This is a genomic window from Kitasatospora sp. CB01950, from assembly GCF_001905465.1.
In the GTDB taxonomy this organism is placed as follows: Bacteria; Actinomycetota; Actinomycetes; order Streptomycetales; family Streptomycetaceae; genus Kitasatospora.
In genome coordinates this window covers 164226-182391 of sequence record NZ_LISX01000006.1, presented here as the reverse complement: position 1 = coordinate 182391, position 18166 = coordinate 164226, and the positions used below count along the sequence as shown (strand labels likewise).

General features: G+C 74.0%; 9 protein-coding genes. 5 read left to right on the top strand and 4 right to left on the bottom strand.

The genetic code is table 11. The features are described from left to right. Positions 1-70: 70 nt before the first annotated feature. From AMK19_RS17685 to AMK19_RS17665, 5 genes are all read left to right on the top strand, one after another. Positions 71-3283, top strand: coding sequence for a hypothetical protein (locus tag AMK19_RS17685; protein WP_073812776.1), 3213 nt, complete (start codon positions 71-73; stop codon positions 3281-3283). Continuing rightward, positions 3265-8553 carry a hypothetical protein gene (locus AMK19_RS17680; protein ID WP_073812774.1) on the top strand — a complete coding sequence of 1763 codons (5289 nt, stop codon included), beginning with the start codon at positions 3265-3267 and terminating at the stop codon, positions 8551-8553. The genes AMK19_RS17685 and AMK19_RS17680 overlap by 19 nt, the downstream gene beginning before the upstream one ends. Then, positions 8546-10387 (top strand): hypothetical protein, encoded by a 1842-nt coding sequence (locus AMK19_RS17675; RefSeq protein ID WP_073812773.1) that lies wholly within the window; start codon positions 8546-8548, stop codon positions 10385-10387. The genes AMK19_RS17680 and AMK19_RS17675 overlap by 8 nt, the downstream gene beginning before the upstream one ends. Positions 10388-10612: 225 nt before the next feature. Next, positions 10613-11185 carry a hypothetical protein gene (locus tag AMK19_RS17670; protein WP_073812771.1) on the top strand — a complete coding sequence of 191 codons (573 nt, stop codon included), beginning with the start codon at positions 10613-10615 and terminating at the stop codon, positions 11183-11185. Positions 11186-11294: 109 nt separating this feature from the next. Continuing rightward, complete coding sequence (locus AMK19_RS17665) at positions 11295-11534, top strand: hypothetical protein (protein ID WP_143200253.1); 240 nt, start codon at positions 11295-11297, stop codon at positions 11532-11534. On the opposite strand, the gene AMK19_RS17660 is transcribed toward AMK19_RS17665, so the two are convergent. The 4 genes from AMK19_RS17660 to AMK19_RS17645 form a co-directional block, all read right to left on the bottom strand. Further along, positions 11504-12862 (bottom strand): acyltransferase family protein, encoded by a 1359-nt coding sequence (locus AMK19_RS17660; protein ID WP_073812768.1) that lies wholly within the window; start codon positions 12860-12862, stop codon positions 11504-11506. The two genes, AMK19_RS17665 and AMK19_RS17660, sit on opposite strands and share 31 nt — an antisense overlap. Positions 12863-13001: 139 nt before the next feature. Then, positions 13002-15743, bottom strand: coding sequence for a bifunctional YncE family protein/alkaline phosphatase family protein (locus AMK19_RS17655; protein WP_073812766.1), 2742 nt, complete (start codon positions 15741-15743; stop codon positions 13002-13004). A gap of 5 nt (positions 15744-15748) precedes the next feature. Beyond that, positions 15749-17095, bottom strand: a complete 1347-nt coding sequence (locus tag AMK19_RS17650; protein ID WP_073812765.1) for an ABC transporter permease — start codon at positions 17093-17095, stop codon at positions 15749-15751. Then, positions 17092-18009, bottom strand: coding sequence for an ABC transporter ATP-binding protein (locus AMK19_RS17645; protein WP_073812763.1), 918 nt, complete (start codon positions 18007-18009; stop codon positions 17092-17094). Before AMK19_RS17645 ends, AMK19_RS17650 begins: the two co-directional genes overlap by 4 nt. Positions 18010-18166: the final 157 nt, after the last annotated feature.

Sequence of the window (18166 nt, the reverse complement as noted above, 5' to 3'; positions counted from 1 at the left end):
GGCCGGAGCGGCGTGCGGTCGGTGGCGAACGTGTCGGTGTCGCAGGTGAGTTGCTTGACGGGGGTGTGCTGTGACGGCGAATGCCTATTCGTTCCTGCCGTGGCTGCGGTCCGGCCTCTCCACCCGGATCACCGGCGATCCGGGCACGTCCGCCCGCGCGACCATTCCGGTCAAGCTGGTGCTGAGCGGGGAGGGGCTGGACGGGGGTGCGCTGAGCCAAGGGGTCGAGCGGGCGGTGCAGTTGTACGGGCCCGGGGATGTGGTGGGGGTGGACGCCCAGGCGATCTCGCGGCGCGAGCCGCTGCCGGGGACCACCAACATCGAGCCCAACTACCTTGCGCACATCGAGTTCTACGACGAGGACTTTCCCTGGCGGTACAGCCCGGCGGCGGCCGACGGGTCGACGGACCGGCTCGCGCCGTGGCTGGCGCTGGTGGTGCTGGCGGCGCGCAGTGACGTGACGGGGGCGCCGGCGGAGTTCGAGGAGGGCAGCGGGGGGACGCCGGTGCCGTTCGTGACGGTCAAGGACCCGAACGCGCTGCCGCCGGCGGACCAGCTGGGGGCGTGGGCGCACGTGCACGTCAACGGCGGGCTGGACGAGGCGGTGGCGCGGGAGCTGAGCGGGGCGGGGGATCCGGTGCTGCAGGCGCTCGCGGAGGTGTTGCGGACGGACCCGGACCGGGCGTGTTCGCGGCTGGTGTGTCCGCGGCACCTGCAACGGGACCGGGCGTACGAGGCGTTCCTGGTCCCGGCGTTCGAGACCGGGCGGCTGTCGGGGCTGGGGTTCGATCCGGCGCTGTCGCCGGGGGCGCTGTACTCGAGCTGGGGGCCGGACTACCCGAACCGCCCGGGCGAGGGGCAGCTGCCGTACTACCAGCGGTGGCCGTTCACCACCGGAGCCACCGGGGACTTCGAGTACCTGGTGCGGCTGTTGCAGCCGCGCCGACCGGACCCGCTGGTCGGGCGGCGGGACATGGACGTGCACCGTTCGGCGGGGCCGGGGCTGCCGCCGATCACCACGCCGGCGGCGATCGGCGGGGTGCTGCGCCTCGGCGGGGCGCTGCAGGTGCCCGAGCAGCCGATCGACGCCTGGGAGAACTGGGACAACTGGTTCGACCAGCCGCCGCCCGCCGCGCCGTACCCGCACCCGTTCCAACAGGCGCTGGCGAACCTGGTCAACCTCGCCGAGGCGTACCAGGACACCACGCCCGCGGCCGCGCACGCCGCGCTGCCGCCCGCCCAGGCGCAGTCGTTGTCGGCGGGCGTCGATCCGGTCATCACGCCGCCGCTGTACGGCCGTTGGCACGCGCTGACCGCGCACCTGCTGATCGACGACGCCGGGCAGCCGCTGCCCTCGCCGGCCAACCGGAACTGGGTGCACCGGCTCAACCTCGACCCGCGCCACCGGGTCGCCGCGAACTTCGGCACCAAGGTGGTGCAGGACCGGCAGGACGAGTTCATGGACGCCGCGTGGGCGCAGCTCGGCGACGTGCTGAAGGCCAACGCGCGGATCCGGGAAGCCCAGTTGGCGCGGGAGGTCGGGCACCGGTTGCAGGTCAAGCACCTGTCGCCGCCCGCCGCCCCGCCCGCCGCGGCCGCGCCGCCGCCGACCGGCAAGTACCTGACGCTGACCGCGCCCGCCCACCCCCGGGTGACGACGGCCGGGTCCGCCGCGACGGCCGGCCCGGGCGAGCAGCTGGCGGTGGGGTTCCAGGTGGCGGCCAGCCAGGTCGCGGAGGCGCCGCTGTCGGCGGCGATGCGGCGGCAGATCCGGCCCGGCGCGCGGCTGGTGCGGTCGCTGACGTTCCCGCCGGACCAGCCGCGGGAGGCGCTGCTGCCGCGGATGGACGCCGCGACGGGCGCCGTGACGGCCGCCGCGCCGAAGGTGAAGCCGGCCGCGCTGGTGACACCGGACCAGCTCGACCGGGTGCTGCACCCCGGGCCGGGTTTCGCGGACGCGGGCACCGACCCGGTGGACGCGCTGCCGAAGAGCGCGGACTTCGTCCTGAAGGACATCGGGGACCCCGTCCCGCCGACCACCGGCGGCGATGTGGACAGTCCGGAGGCGCAGCGGTTCAAGGCGGCGCTGCGGGAGCTGTACGACGGGCGCAACGAGGCCGCCGCCGTCGGACAGGCCCCGCCCCGGGGGCAGTTGGGCGTCGCCGGGACGACGGACACGGTGCTGAACGGGCTGCGGTCGGACACCACCGTGCCGAGGTGCCTGCTCGGGTCGGTGGACGTGCCGGACCGGCTGCGGCCGTTCGCGGAGAACTTCATCGAGGCGATGGCGTACCCGGTGATCGACCTGCCGATGTACCAGTCGCTGATCGACCGGTCGACGGACGTCTTCGTGCCCAACCTGGGCCTGCTGCCCGCGAATTCGATCACCCTGCTGGCCAACAACCGGCGTTTCATCGAGTCGTTCATGGTCGGCCTGAACCACGAGATGGCCCGGGAGATGCTGTGGCGCGAGTACCCGACCGACCAGCGCGGCACCCCGTTCCGGCAGTTCTGGGACCCGCGGGCGGTGCTGTCGCCGCCCGGCGAGACGGCCGAGCAGCGCCGGGAGCGGCTGTACGACATCAAGCCGATCCACACCTGGGGGCCGGCCGCGCTGCTCGGTGAGAACGACAACCGGCAGCAGCCGGGCACTGCCCAGAAGGACGACCTGGTGCTGGTCGTCCGCGGCGAGCTGCTGAAGAAGTACCCGAACACCGCCGTGTACGCGCAGCGCGCCGCCTGGCCGCTGGACGCGAACGGCAACCCGGTCACCACGGGGGAGCGCATCCCCGCGCCGCTGCCCGACGAGGACCACCCGACGCCCGACCTGGTGCGGCTGCCGCTGTACGAGGCCAAGGTCGAACCCGACATCTACCTGCTGGGCTTCGACCTGGACGCCGCCGAGGCGCGCGGCAACCCGCCCGGCGACCCGGGCTGGTTCTTCATCCTCAAGGAACGCCCCGGCGAGCCGCGTTTCGGCGTGGACGAGCCGGAGGGTCCGCTGCCGCCGGTCGAGGTGTGGAACGACCTCACCTGGCAGCACGTCGACCCGGACCACCTCGGCTTCATCGAGTTCAGCGACACCACGCACGTCCCGCTGGTGCCGTTCGACGGCTCCCCGGACGACCTGGAGAAGCAGCAGCAGCGCAGCGAGGACATCGCGCTGCCGCTCTGGTACTCCCGGCTGAGCTCGGCCGACATCGCGTACATCCTCTTCCAGGCGCCGGTCATGGTCGCCGTCCACGCACAGGAGATGCTCCCGGTATGGCCGACAACGCCCTGAGCGACGACTTCCCGGTCCTGTTGGGGCCGGTGCGGGTCGAGACCAGGTTCACCGCGACCGAGCTGCTGGTCCGGGTGTTCCCCGACGAGTGGTCGGTGGACACCTTCGAACCCCGGCCCACCGAAGCCGAGTTGGGCGCGCTGGACGCCTACTGGACGGCGCTGTGGCGCACCGGCGGCTCGGCCGTCGGCGACCGGGCGGCCTGGCAGGAACTGGTCGGCCGGATCGCCGCCGGCCGGGCGACCTGGCTGCTGCAGAACCACCGGCCGGCGAACCCCGCCGACCGGCCGGTGCCGGTGCCGGCCGGCACCACCGTGCTGGTCGTGCTCAGCGACGCCGCACTGCCCGCCGCCGACCGGCAGCCGACCACCGACTACTGGACGGCGGTCTGGCGCGCCCACGGCGACCGGGTGAAGCAGCGGGCCGCCGACACCGCGCTGCTCGCCGCCGTCGGCCCGGCCGGGGCGGCGGCGATCACCGCCCGCCGGCCCGCCGGGATCGAGGCCGCGCCGGTGCAGAGCGGCGACGCCGTGCTGGTGGCGTTCCTGGTGGTGCCGCGCCCGGCCGACGCCGACATCGCCCCGCAGTCATGGACGGTCGCCGCCCGGGCCGGCCTGCTGCCCGACCACTTCCGGCTGCTGGGCTGGGCCGGCGGCGCCAAGGTCCTCGACGTCGACGGCAACCCCGTCCCGGCGACGCTGCCGGTCGGCCCCGACCCGGGCAACACCGAGATGCGCGTCGACGAGAGCACCGGCGTGCTGACCGTCCCCGACGAGCTGCGCTGGCTGACCGACTTCGACCGGGCCGTCACCGTCGGCATGGGCTTCCGGGTCCCGCTGACCGCCGACCTCGCCGGCGGACTGGACCGGCTGGTGGTGCTCGGCCTGCGAGCAGGGGCCACCCCGACGCAGTCCGCCGCCGACCTGACCGGCCTGCTGACCCGTCAGCTCCGCAGCCCCGCCGGGCTCAGCCTGCTGCCGCAGGGCACCCCCACCAACAACAGCGCGCAGGCGCCCGCCGGACTCGACCCCGGACAGGAGGCCGACGCGGGGCTGCGCTCCGCCGCACACCTGCGGGCCCTCGCGCCCGGCGCGGACTGGACGACCCGCACCGACGGGCAGTGCTTCGCCGAACTGCTCGGCGTCGACCCCGCCGACCTCGCCGGGATGCCGGGCGCCGACGGCACCGACCAGCGCGACGCCCGCGCCGCCGACACCGCGCTGTGGCCCGCGACCTGGGGCTACCACCTGCAGACCACGCTGCACCCGGTGTTCTCTCGGGCCGTCGTCGAACAGACCCGCGAGTACTACCTGCGGCACGTCTCCGGACGCGGCCCGGCGCCGACCGTACGGATCGGCCGGCAGCCGTACGGCATCCTGCCGACCACCGCGTTCTCCCGCCTCGCCTGGCCGGACACCGACCCCGCCGCCGCCCACCGGCGCGGCCTGAACACCGTCCTGCAGGCCGCCGCCGCCGACTGGCAGGCCGCCACCGGCAAGGTCGCCCACCTCGGCGGGCCCGCCGCCGACGCCCACCAGCACCTGCTGGACATCCTCGCCGCGCACCCCACCTCCGCCGAGTACTACCAGCGGTACGCGCAGAGCGTCGAGGACGTCTTCAACCGGGAGAACCTCGGCGCGCTCGGCTCGACCGTGCTGCCCGGCCTGGACCGGCTGAACCAGCCCGGCCCGATCCGCGCCCTGCTGACCCGCTTCGGCTACCCCGACACCGGCGCCGCCCAGGACCCGGACCTGATCCGCCGCCTGTTCCTCGACACCCAGCACCCGCTGCTCGCCCCGCCCGTCGACGACCGGCCGCTGTCCGAGACCGACCCGATCCGCCCCTACACCCTCGACGGCGCCAACTACCTGACGTGGCTCGCCGCGCACGCCCGCACCGACCTGGAGACCGTCCGCACCGAGGCCGGCTTCCCCGACGACGACCGGCCCGCCGCGCTGCTGTACCTGCTGGCCCGGCACGCCCTGCTGCTCGGCTGGGCCGACGCCGCCACCGAACTCGCCGTCGCCGCCGGCATCGCCACCACCGCCGAACAGGCCGCCGCCGACCCGGCGTTCATCCACGTCAAGATCCCGGCGCCCGGCCAGAGCCTGCCCAGCGAGAGCCGCTTCCGGCGGCTGTACTCGCCCGCGCCGGAGATCACCGGCGACCCCGCCCGCCTGGTCGTCGACCACATCCCCCGGGTGATCGACACCAGCCCGGCCACCGCCCGCCTCGCCGAACAGACAGCCGCCCTCGGCCTGTTGACCGCGCTGCCCACCGCCCGGCTGGAACGCGTCCTCGCCGAGCACCTCGACACCGCCACCTACCGGCTCGACGCCTGGCGGCTCGGCCTCGCCAACGAACGCCTCGCCGAACTGCGCTACGGACCCGACGGCACCACCCCCGCCGTGCCCGGCGTCCACCTCGGCGCGTACGGCTGGCTGGAGGACGTCCGCCGCCGCGACACCGCGCTCACCCCCGTCACCCTGACCGGGCCGCTCGCCACGGTCTTCCAGGGCGACCAGCCGCTGATGCACGACCCGCTCAACGGCGGCCACCTGCACGCCCCTTCGCCCGGCCACGCCCGCACCGCCGCCGTGCTGCGGGCCGGGTACCTCGCCAACGGCTCACCCGACAACCCCGGTTCGTTCGCGGTGAACCTCAGCTCCGGGCGGGTCCGCACCGCCCTCGGCCTGCTCGACGGCATGCGGCAGGGCCAGTCCCTCGGCGCCCTGCTCGGCTACCGGCTGGAACGCGACCTGCACGACAGCCACGAACAGGCCGAGGTCGACTTCCTGATCGCCGCGCTGCGCCTGAAGTTCCCGCTGCGGGCCGGCCGGATCGCCGACACCGTCCCGCAGCAGAGCGACCAGCCCGACCCGACCAAGCCGCTGGCCATCGACCGGATCGAGGCCCACAACGTCATCGACGGCCTCGCCCTGGTACGCCACCTGACCAGGGAGAACGTCCCGCAGACCTACCCGTACGGGCTGGACGGCCTGCCCGCCGTCGACACCACCCAGCAGGCCGTCGTCGACCTGGCCGTGCAGCACCTGCTCGACCTCCACGACGCGCTCGCCGACCTCGCCGTCGCCGAAAGCACCCACCAGGCGCTGCTCGGCAACCCCGAACGCGCCTCCGCCACCCTCGACGCGTACGCCAAGGAAGGCCTGCCGCCCGAACCCGCCGTCGTCACCACACCCCGCAGCGGCACCACCCTCACCCACCGCCTCGGCCTGCGCCTCACCCCCGGCCTCAAACCCGACACCGGCGCACCCCCGCTCGCCCACAACACGCCCCGCGCCCAGGCCGAACCCGCCGTCAACGCCTGGCTGCCCACCCTGCTGCCGCCCGCCACCAACGTCGTCGCCCAGGTCACCTGGACCGACGCCCTCACCGGACTCGCCCGCAGCCGCCTCGTCACCCAGTTCGACCTCGGCCTGCAGCCCATCGACCTGCTGTGGGCGGTCCGCCCGGCCGGCAGCAGCACCATGACCGACCTCGACGACCGCATCCTCGGCTCCGTCCTGCGCACCGACAACCCGCGGCCCGACGTCGAACTGACCATCCACTACACCGACCGGTCCGCCGGACACCTCACCTTCTTCGAACTCTCCCCGCTCATCACCGTGCTGCGCACCCTGCTCACCACCGCCCGGCCGCTGCGCCCCACCGACCTGGCGTCCGCCGCCGGCACCGACCCGGCCGACCGGGCCGCCGATCAGGCCGTCTCGCTGCCCCGCGAACGGCCGGCCGCCGTCCGGGCCTCGATGGACGTGCTGCGCACCGGCGTCGAGAGCTACCTCGCCACGCTGGCGCCGCTCTACCCGGCCGGCGCGCCGCCCCAGCAGACGCAGATCCTCGCCCTCGTCGACACCCTGCTCTCCGGGTACGCGGCACTGGTCACCACCGCCGGCGGGTTCGGCATGGTCCGCAGCGGCTGGGGCGAACTCGCGATGTGGCGGCGCGGCGTGTTCACCGACGTGCTGGCCGCCGTCGCCACCGCCGCCGACCGGATGACCAGGGCGCTGGCGAGCGCCGACGCCCTGCTCGCCACGTACGACGCGCTGCCCGCCGCCACCTCCGCCGCCGAACGGTTCCGGCTGCTCCAGCAGGCGGAACGGCTGATCGCCACCAAGCCCACCGCGCCGCTGCCCGCCCAGCCGTTCGCGTTCCGGGCGATCGTCGCGGGCCGCCGGCAGGCCTTCGCCACCAAGGTGCAGTCGCTGCGGTCGGAGGCCCGGACGATCCGGACGACGCTCAGCGGCCTGCTCACCGAAGTCGCCGGGAAGCTCCCGCTGAGCGACTTCGACCCGACCGACCTCAGCCTCCAGCCGTTCCAGGACCGGGTGGTGCAGTTCTGCCGCGACCTGCTGGACCGGGCGAACGCGCTGCACGCCGACGTCCTCGCCCGGCTCGCCGCCGCCGACCAGGCGCTCGCCGCGTACGACGCCGCCGTCACCGGGCCCGACCAGGTCGCGGCGGCGACCGACGCGCTCAAGGCGCTGATCGGCCAGGACGTGCTGGCCGTACCGGAGTTCACGCCGTCCGCGCAGCTCGCCGCGGACTGGAGGAACGCCCTCGCCGACAGCGGCACCCTCGTCCAGCACCTCACCCAGCCGCCGATCGGGCGGGACTTCCCGGTCGACGACTGGGCGCACGGCATCGCCCGGGTCCGCGACAGGCCCCGGCTGTGGGAGAAGGTCGTGGTGCTCAGCGACGCGCTGCGCGGGCCCGGCGGCCTCCTCGGCGACCTGCTGCAGTCCGCCGAACCGCAACTGGTGCCGATCCAGCTGCCGTACCGGCCGCACGACCACTGGCTGGCCATGGAGTTCAGCCCCGGCACCACCGGCGCCGACATCACCGAGGACAAGGTGCTGTTCACCGCGCACTACGCGCCCGACCCGGTGGCGCCGTCCCCCACCCAGGTGGGCCTGCTGTTCGACGAGTGGACGGAGGTGATCCCGTCCGAGCGCGAGACCACCGGCATCGCGCTGCACTACGACGGGCCGGACTCCGAACCGCCGCAGGCCATGCTGCTGGTCGTGCCGCCGGTGCGCACCGGCGCCTGGAACACCGACGACCTGATCGCCGCCGTCGGCGAGACCCTCGACCTGGCGAAGGCCCGGGGCGTCGAACCCGAGCACCTCGACAACACCGCGTACGCCCAACTGCTGCCCGCCACCCTGATGTCCGCCACCCGGCAGCCGATCACCATCTCCACCGACCTCGCGATCGCCAACCAGCGCTGGAAGGCCACCCATGCCTGAGCCCCGCATCGCCGACCTGCCCAAGGCGCTCGCCACCCGGTCGAACCCGGCCGTCGGCGTGTGGAACCGGCTGGAGGGCCGCCCCCGCACCACCGACTTCCAGCGTGCGCTGCGGGCCGAAGTGCGGGACGCGCTCTGGATGTTGACCCGGCAGTGGCAGATGGGCGAGTTCCGCGCGAGCGACGCCGGGTCGCCTGTCACCGCGACGTACTCGATCGCCGGCACCCGGCCCAGCCGCTTCCGCCCGGGCGGCGGCGCCGCCGAACCCCTGCCCGACGACCGGCCGTTGGAGGCGCTCGCCGAACGGCGGCCCCCGGCGTTCACGGCGGGCGCCGACCCGATCGCGTTCGACCTGCGGCTGGCGATCGGCCGGCGCTGGCTCAAACTGCTCGGCCGCGACCCGGTGTTGGCCAACATCGCGTTCGACTTCCGCGGCCAGTACGTGCGCATGTACCCGATCGCGCTGCCCGACCCGACCACCGACGCCGACGCGCCGCGGGTCGCCGACCCGGAGGTCTGGGCGAGCCTGCAGGCCGTCGCCGGCCGCCGGATGGACGGCTACCTGCTGTACCGGCACCTCAAGGACGGCGGCCACGCCTCCGACGGCATCAGCGACATCCTGCACATGCACTACCCGGCGCTGGACGCCCTCGGCGTCCGCCTGGTCGCCTGGTTCGACGACCTGATCGACCGGCCCGACGGCGACGCCACCTGGGACCCGCGCCGCCTCGAACACGTCTTCTCGGTGGCCGGGACCGCCCCCGACGGCACCGAGAAGGTGCTCACGGCGGAGGAGTTCCCCGGCGGCGAACTCGACTGGCACGCCTTCTCGATCGACCCCGACCACCCCGTCGGCGGCGCCGAGCCCCCGCTGCCCGCGATCAACCGCACGGTGTTCCCGGCGCCGCTGCGGTACGCGGGCATGCCGCTGCCGCGCTGGTGGGCGGTGGAGGACGGCGGCACCAACTTCGCCGCGGTGTCGCCCGATAGCACCGACCTGGCCCGGCTGATCTTCCTGGAGTTCGCCCTCGTCTACAGCAACGACTGGTACCAACTCCCGTGCGAGCTGCCGGTCGGCACCCTCGCGTCGATCCAGGGCCTCGCCGTCACCGACGTGTTCGGGCAGCGGCTGTGGATCACCCCGGCGGGCAGCGGCCTCGACGAGAACTGGCAGCGCTGGTCGATGTACACCCTGGAGACGCTCGACGCCGGGCCCGACACCGCCGCCGACACCAGCCTGTTCCTGCCCGCGAGCGTGCCGAAGGTCGCCGACGGGCCCGCGCTGGAGGAGGTCCAGCTGATCCGCGACGAGAACGCCAACCTGGTCTGGGGCATCGAGGCGACCGTCCCCCGCCCCACCGGCGAGGGCCGCCGCGGCAGCGAGGTCGCCGCCGCCGTCCAGGCCCAGCACCTGCGGCTGCACCCGCCCGTCCCGCCGGACGCGCCGCTCGCGCCGATCGCGTACGAGGCGATGAACTCCGTTCCCGAGCAGTGGATCCCGTTCATCCCGGTGCACGTCCCCGGGGACAACCGCACCGTGCAGCTGCAGCGCGCGGCGATGCCGAACACGGTGGCCGTGCTGCCGCCCGTCCAGCCGCGAACCTCCCTGCTGCGGGAGGGACTCGACGTGACGCCGCCGCACTCGTACTTCGTCAACCAGGAGGAGGTCCCGCAGACCGGAACCCGCCTCACCGTCGGCTACCGCCGCACCCGCTGGCGCAACGGCCGGGTCAGCGTCTGGCTCGCCGCGGGCCGCGGCGCGGGGCGCGGCGAGGGAGCGAGCGGGCTGGCGTTCGACCTGCTGGTGGACACGCCGAAGCCGCCGGCGGGCTGAGCGCGGTGGTGAAGGTACGCCTGTCGATCACGTCCGGTCCTTCTCTCGTGGAGAGGGGGCGTCAACCGGCGGCGCGGTGGAGGGCGTCCCGGCTCGGGGTCACGTGGCGCGGAGCTGCGTGGCTGCCTCGCCCTGTGCGACGGCGAGGACCGGCTCCCGCTGCGGGCCGACACCCTGAAGCTCCTCGGCGCGAACGCCCGGGCGCTGCGCGAGTTCGAGGAGGCGGTGGCCTGCCTGGAGGAGGCGGCGGCGCTCTTCCACCGGCTGGGGGACGAGAACGCGGAGGGGCTGGTGCTCGGCGAACTGGCATTCAACCAGGCCCAGTTGGGGCTGCACCGGCAGGCGCGGGCGGCCGCCGGGAGGTGTGTGGAGCTGACCGGGCGCCAGGTGTCGATCTCCGCGTCCGTCGGCCGGTACTACCTGGCCCGGGTGCTCCACCTCTGCGGCGACCTCGAACCCGCCCTGGCGCAGGCCGCCGACGTCCTGGAACGCTTCCGCGCCTTCGGCATGCTGGCCTTCGAGGCGGCCACCGGCAGCCTGATCGCCCGCATCCACCTCGCCGCCGGCCGCGACCGCGCCGCCGTTCGCGCCGCCGAAGAGGCCCTGCCGCAGGCCCGCCAGGTCGGCGGCCTGCTGGAGGGCGCCGTCCTGCGCGCCCTCGGCGAGGCGCTGACGCGGCTGCGGCACACCGACCGGGCGCGGATCTGCCTGCAGCAGGCGCTGGGCCACTTCCGGCAGTTGGAGCTGACGGGCGAGGCGGCGGAGGTGGAGGAGCTGCTGCTGCGGGCGTCGGCCTGAGCCCTTCCGCTGGGCATGTGCATGCTCATCGGATGTCCATCGCGGTCGACGAACCTCTTCCCCGTGCCCGGTCGGTCCGGCCGGGTCTGTCGAGACAGGGGTGACGATCATGTCGTTCAAGGGAATCCGAAGGGCCGCGCTGGCCCTGACGACGGCCGCGATGGCCGGAGGGATCGCGCTGACGGGGGCCGGGTCCGCGGCGGCGGCGACCGGTGGCGGGTGCGACGGGCCGGGGTGGCAGCAGGTGTGCGTCAGCGACGGCGGGGGGCAGGTCAAGGCCGAGGCCCGGTTCTACTGGCAGCCCGGCACCGGCTACACCTACCAGACCAGCCCCGACCTCCACTTCTGACCGTTCCTCCGACGGCCGTCTGACCCGACGTCCGGACGTGTTCTCCGCCCCACCGCCGACCTCCGGCGGTGGGGCGGAGGCGTCGTGCGGGCGAGGAGCAGGCCGATGCCGAGGGCGTAGGCGGCGAGGGCGAGGACGGGCGGCCGGCCGGAGGGGGCGAAGCCGTTGACGGCCAGCCAGGCGAGCGCGGGGAGCGTGGTGGCGAGGGCGCAGGCGAGCAGGACGGGGGAGGGGCTGGGGAGGGGCGGGAGGTGGAGCAGGGGGCGCTGGGCGCGGTGGACGGCGGCGACCAGGAGGGCGAGCAGCGCGGCGAGGAGGGCGAACCAGGCGGGGCGCAGGGCCCACCACTGCCAGCCGCCGATGGCGGGCTGGGGTGCGAGGCGGGCCGGGTAGAGGGTGACGGCGACCAGGACGACCGGGACGGGATGCCACAGGTAGACGGTCATCACGGCGCGGTTGAGGCGGTGCAGGAGGGCGGAGGGCGGCAGGCGGCGCGCGAGCGGCTCGGCGGCGAGCAGCAGGCCGCACTGGGCGGCGGCGAAGGCGAGCAGGGCGATCGAGGGCGGCGTGGTGTTGCCGGCCGGCAGGCCGGCTCCGATCATGTCGACCGGGAACGGGCCCCAGGTCAGCAGGCCGGTGAGGAGGAGCGCGCCGGCGAGGGCGAGGACGAGCGGGCGGTGTCCGCGGGTGAGGCTGCCGTCGTGCCAGGCGAAGCCCCACTGGTGCATGGCGCCCCAGACCAGCAGGTAGTTGGCGAAGCCGAGCAGCGGCAGTCGCGGGCCCAGGATCGCGAGGTCCACCAGGGCCGCGCCGACCGCCATCGCGGCGGGCACGGCGAGCCCCCGGCGGGTGTGCGCGGCGTGCAGCGCCGGGGTCAGTGCGATCAGCAGCAGGTAGACCGGCAGGAACCACAGGTGCAGGGCCAGGTACCAGCCCGCCCGGGCGAGTTCGGCCGCCCCGGCGCCGCCCGCCCAGGCCGCGGCGGCGGCGAGGGAGACCACGCCGAGGTAGACGGTGGTCGGCAGGAGCAGCCGCAGGGCGCGGCGGTGCACCCAGCTCGTCCAGGACCCTCCGGCGCGGCGGTGCGCCGTCCAGGAGGCGGCGTTGGCGTAGCCGCCGACCAGGAAGACGACCGGCATCACCTGGAAGAGCAGGGTGGCCCAGCGCCCCCAGGAGACGTAGTCGAGGGCGTCCAGCCCGGAGACCCGGCCCGCGCGGTAGGTGAGGTCGGTCAGCAGCCAGTGGCCCAGCACGACGGCGCAGATCGCGCCGACCCGCAGGAGGTCCGCGTACTGGTTGCGGCCGGGGGAGGCGGAGGGGAGGGGCATGGGGCTCGGCGGGGCGGAGGGCGGATTGGTGCGTACACCTCAGTATTGCTCGGCGGGGAACCGGGCGGGCCCGGACAGCGGGCCCGCCCGGCCGTGGTGCGAGGGGTGCTCCTACGTGCGGAGGACGCGCCTGGGGATGTCAGCCGTCGAGTTCCGCCGAGGGCAGGTACGCGCCGGGGACGTCGGCCGGGGCGAGCAGGGTCTGCTCGCCGGGGTAGGGGGTCTTCCAGTCGTGGGCCTCGTACCAGGTGAGGTGGTTCATCTGGGCCGGGTTGGCGCGGTCCGGGGCGGCGTCGGCGCCGGTCAGGCGCTGCTGGTCCTTCCAGGCGGACCAGGTCCGCACCAGGTCGGCCTGTTCGGCGGGGACGGCGCCGGTCGCGGCGGGAGCGGCGAGCGCGCTCGGCGCGGCGGGCACGTCCGGGCCGCAGGAGGGCGGGGTGGCCAGGCCGTTGGTGAGCGAGGTGCGGTTGGGCAGGGCCGTGAACGGGGTGAAGTCGGGCGTGGCGGTGAACGCCGAGGTCATCGGGGTGGCCGCGGTGTCCTTCTGGTTCATCGGCCTGATCCCGAGGATCTGCTCGATGGTGCGGATCATGTTGATCTGCGAGTAGTAGCGGCTGTCGACGACGCCGTGCTGCGCGTACGGGCTGATGATCTGGATCGGCGCCCGGTGCCCGTCCACGTGGTCCAGGCCGGCCTGCGAGTCGTCCTCGACGACGAAGATCGCCGAGTCCTTCCAGTACGGGCTGTGGGTGATCTCGTCGACGATCTGCCCGACCGCGAGGTCGTTGTCCGCGACCTGGGCGGCCGCGTTGGCGGGGCCGCCGGTGTGGTCGCTGGACAGCCAGAGCATGTTCAGGTCGGCGGGGCCGTTCTGCTCGAAGTCCTGCTTCCAGATCTGCGCCCGGTAGATGTCCGGCACGGCGGTGTCGAACTTCGGGAACGCCGGCACCGACACGTTGTTCAGCGACGGGATCGGCGAGGACGAGACCAGCTTGTAGGCCGATCCGTTGCCGGTGGCCTGCATGGTCTTGGTGTCGCAGTACAGGTTCTGCCAGGTCGCGCCGGCCGGCTTGGTGAGGAACTGGTGGAACTCGCCGAAGTCCCGCACCGACTTCCCGCCCGCCAGGACGCCGCTCCACAGGGTGCCGCCGGCCTGGTGGCCGAGCGCGTCGTCCTCGGTGTCGTAGCTGCGGATGTACTCGCCGGCCGAGGACTCGGTGTACTCCGGATTGTCCGCCTGCATCAGCCAGTTGTGGCCCTCGGCGGAGTTGGTGCCGATGTCGTACGTGTTGTCGTACAGCCCGAACTGCTCGGCCAGCGCGTGCTGGTTCGGCGTCACGTTCGCGCCGAACTGCGCCAGCGAGGCGTCGCCGTTGCCCTGCGGCAGGTCGCCGTAGACCTGGTCGTAGGTGCGGTTCTCCTTGACGAGCAGGAAGACGTGCTTGATCGTCGACGGGTCGCCGATCCGGTTCGGGACGGGCTGCGCCTTGGCCTTGTTGCCGGTGGCGAGCTTGGCCGCGTTGTTGGTCCAGTTGTTCTGCGCGAAGACCTTGGCGGTCTGCTTCCGGATCTCCTTGTCGCTCGGCAGGGTGAAGCGCACCACGCTGGAGGTGGTGTCGTGGGTGCCGTGCGCGCCGTCCACCCGGCGGGCGTCGATGCCGCGGGTGTTGGAGACCAGGATGTGGTTGCCGGACGAGGAGATCTCGGCGGGGAAGTAGTCGGTCGGCAGCAGGCCGACGTAGCTCGCCGGCTCCTGCGGGCCCGCGTACCGGTAGACGGCGATCGCATTGGCCCGGCCGAGGGTCACCAGCAGGTGGCCGTCGTCGGTGAGGGTCACCGCGTCGGGCTCGTACCCGATCGAGGCCTCGGACCACGGCCGGGTGGCGATGGTCTGGACGACCTTGTCGCGCTCGGCGTCGATCACCGAGACGCTGTTGGTGCCGGTGTTGGTGACGAACACCGCGCCGTTCTTGGCGTACACGGCGGTCGGGTGCAGCCCGACGTCGATGCTGCCGGGCGCGGCGGACGGGTTCGCCAGGTCGATCACGCTGACGGTGCCGGTGAGGGTGGCGCCGGTGTTCGGGTCGGCCGGGACCTGGGTGCCGTACGAGTTGATGGTGCTCTCACCGGGCTTCGCCGGACGCCCGCCCTCGTTGCTGACGTACAGTTTGCCGCCCGCCTGCGCCAGGCCGCGCGGGGCGATGCCCACCGCCCAGCTCTGCCCGACCGTGCCGGCGGCGGTGTCGATCGCCACCACCCGGTTCTGGCCGTTGACCGCCGCGTACGCCGTCGTGCCGTCCGCCGAGAACACCAGGCCGGCCACCAGTGCCTGCTGCGAACCGCTCTTGGCGATCTTGACGACCTTGGGGTTGGCGACGCTGCCGTCCGGGTTCACGTCGAACCGGGTGTACCCGTCGGGCTGGCCCAGCCACAGCTGCTTGCCGTCGGGCGAGTACGTCGGGCCCTCCTGGCCCACCGCGTTGGTGCCGATCTTCGGGGTGGAGCCGGCGGCGCTGCCGACCAGCTGCTGCACCTTCCAGTTCTTCACGTCCACGATCGCCAGCGCCGCGCCGCCGTCGGTGACCGAGGCCGCCAGGTGGGTGCCGTCCGGGCTCACCGTGGACGACATGATCTTGCCGTTGTCGATCACCAGCCGCTCGCCGTACGGGGCGAGGTACTGGTTGCTGGAGACCAGTTCGCCCTGGTCGTAGACCTGGCCGACCCGGTTGGTGCCGAAGGTGTCCGACTTGGCCCAGCCGACACCGGCGCCGGCCGTGACGACCACCGCCGTGGCGGCGGCCGTGACCAGCGTCCGGCGACGGGTCCTGCGACCGCCGCCCGTGGCCGGTGCGTCACTCAGCCGACGACGTGTGACCTGCATCGTTGCTATCCCTTCGAAGGTGCCGGAAGCAGCTCGACGTTGCCGTCGAACTGCCAGAGCGGGTTCGGCGCGTCGCCGGTGGCGGTGCGCACCAGGAAGTAGCCGTTCACTTCCTTCGGCCCGTCGCCGTCGGCGACGAACCGCCCGTCGGGGGCGATGTCGAGCTGGTAGACGGCCGTCCCGGTGGCCTCGACGCCCGGGAGGCGCCAGGACACCACGCAGCGCCAGTCGTTGCCCGCGCCCTCGGGCTCGACCCGGGTGCTGCCCTTGTCGCACGCCGCCGTGACCTGCAACTGCGCCTCGGTGACGTCCGGACGGTTGAGTTCGGCGGTCTGCAGGCGGTACAGGTGCGCGAAGGCCGTGGCGACCGAGCGCTGCACCTTCTGCTGCTCGATGCCGGAGCCCGCCGCGCCGACCGCCGGGGCCAGCGCCCCGACCGTGACGGCCAGCAGCGCGAGCGGCGGCAGCGCACCGACCAGCAGCGTCCGGCGGCCCGGGGCGTCGTGCGCCGGGTTGGTGAAGTCCCTTCGCAGGAACAGGAATCGGGCGAGCAGGGTGGTGCCCGCTGCCCACACCAGGCCGACCGCGACGCCGATCAGCAGCGGGCCGAGCTGCACCGGGCCGGTGAACAGGCCGTTCCAGGAGAGGAACGCGTACCCGGGCAGCGCGAGCCGGACGGCGACCGGCAGCGGCATCAGCTGGGCGAGCTGCATCGCCAGGGCGACCAGCGCGGGCAGCAGCAGCCCCATCGGGGAGCGGCCCAGAGCGACCGAGCCGAGCAGGCCGATCCCGGCCAGCGCCAGGGTCGGGGCGAGCGCGCACAGCCAGGCCAGCAGCACGCGCAGCGCCGCGTCGCCGGGGGAGAGCAGGTGGCCGTCCAGGCCCACCAGCGGGTGGTTGCCGACCGCCAGCAGGCCGCCGACCACCCCCGAGAGCGCGAGGCCCGCGACCAGCGCCACCAGGACGGCGAGGCAGGCCAGCGCCTTCGCGGCGAAGATCCGGCGCGGCGAGCGGACCGCCACCAGCAGGTGACGCCAGGTGCCGAGGCGGTCCTCGGCGGCGAACACGTCACCGGCGACCATCGAGGTCAGCAGCGGCAGCGCCCAGCTCCCCGCGAACCCGAGGATCACCAACGGCCCGGCCCAGCCGGTGGCGTGCATCCAGCGGCCGAACAGGGTGTCGGTGGGAAGCGTGGACTGCCGGCTCACCCCGGCGACGAACGCCGCCGGGCCCAGCCAGCAGGCGAGCAGCAGCAGGCGGATCCGCCACTGCGCGAGCAGCTTGACGAGTTCGAAGCGGAAGGCGCGGGTCACCGGCACGCGGGTGGTGGTGGGCGTGAGGGTCGTGGTCATCGGGCGTCCTGCTGCTGGTCGGTGAGGGCGAGGAACGCGGCTTCCAGCGGCGACACCACCGGGGCGAGCTCGCGCACGGCGATGCCGGCCCGGACCAGCCGCACCACCAGGGCGTCCAGTGCGGGTACGGCCGCGCGGATCACGAGGCGGTCGGCGGTGTCGTCGGTGAGGCGGACGCCCGTCGTTCCGGCGGCGACGCGGCGGGCCGCCGCCGGGTCGGAGGTGAGCAGCCGGTGGTCGAGTTCGCGGTTCCGGGCGGCCAGTTCGGGCAGCGGGCCGGAGAACACCGTCCGTCCGGTGGCGAGGACGGTGACCTCGGAGCACAGCGCCTCCAGGTCGTCCATGCGGTGGCTGGAGAGCACGACGGCGCAGCCGTCCGCCGCGAGCCGCCGGAGTACGCCGTGCACCTGCCGCTTGCCGGCCGGGTCGAGGCCGTTGGACGGCTCGTCCAGTACCAGCAGGCGGGGCCGGGGGAGCAGGGCGGCGGCGAGGCCGAGCCGTTGGCGCATGCCGAGCGAGAAACCGCCCACCCGGTCGTCGGCGACGTCGGTGAGGCCGACCTGGTCGAGTGCCTCCTCGACCCGCGCGGCCCGGCCCTGGAGCGCGGCCAGTGCGGTGAGGTTCTGCCGGGCGGTCAGCGCGGGGTAGAGACCGGGCCCGTCCACGAACCCGGCCACCCCGTCCGGTGCGGCGAGTGCCCGCCCGATCGGTGTCCGCAGGATCTCCAGGCTGCCCCCGTCGGCGGCGGCCAGGCCAAGCAGCAGGCCGAGCAGCGTCGTCTTTCCGGCGCCGTTCGGTCCGGCCAGGCCGTGGATCCGGCCCTGCGCCACCCGGAGGTCGACGCCGTCGAGGGCGATCACCTCGCCGAAGCGCTTGGTGATCCCCCGGGCCCGGACCGCGAGCGGTGTGTCCATGCGTGCTTCCCTCCAAAGCCGTTGGAGACCCTAGGCAGTTGACGCGACGCGGTCAGGGACCGCTTCCTGAACATTCATGGAACGGAAGGCGAGGAGCGGCGGAGGAATTGACGATTCGTCACCTCATCGGTCGACCGGACCGGAAATCATCCGATGT

Excerpts from the sequence above, each read along its gene's own strand:
- AMK19_RS17680 (WP_073812774.1), top strand. The coding sequence starts at position 3,265 with ATGGCCGACAACGCCCTGAGCGACGACTTCCCGGTCCTGTTGGGGCCG.
- AMK19_RS17675 (WP_073812773.1), top strand. The coding sequence starts at position 8,546 with ATGCCTGAGCCCCGCATCGCCGACCTGCCCAAGGCGCTCGCCACCCGG.
- AMK19_RS17665 (WP_143200253.1), top strand. The coding sequence starts at position 11,295 with ATGTCGTTCAAGGGAATCCGAAGGGCCGCGCTGGCCCTGACGACGGCC.
- AMK19_RS17660 (WP_073812768.1), bottom strand. The coding sequence starts at position 12,862 with ATGCCCCTCCCCTCCGCCTCCCCCGGCCGCAACCAGTACGCGGACCTC.
- AMK19_RS17655 (WP_073812766.1), bottom strand. The coding sequence starts at position 15,743 with ATGCAGGTCACACGTCGTCGGCTGAGTGACGCACCGGCCACGGGCGGC.
- AMK19_RS17650 (WP_073812765.1), bottom strand. The coding sequence starts at position 17,095 with ATGACCACGACCCTCACGCCCACCACCACCCGCGTGCCGGTGACCCGC.
- AMK19_RS17645 (WP_073812763.1), bottom strand. The coding sequence starts at position 18,009 with ATGGACACACCGCTCGCGGTCCGGGCCCGGGGGATCACCAAGCGCTTC.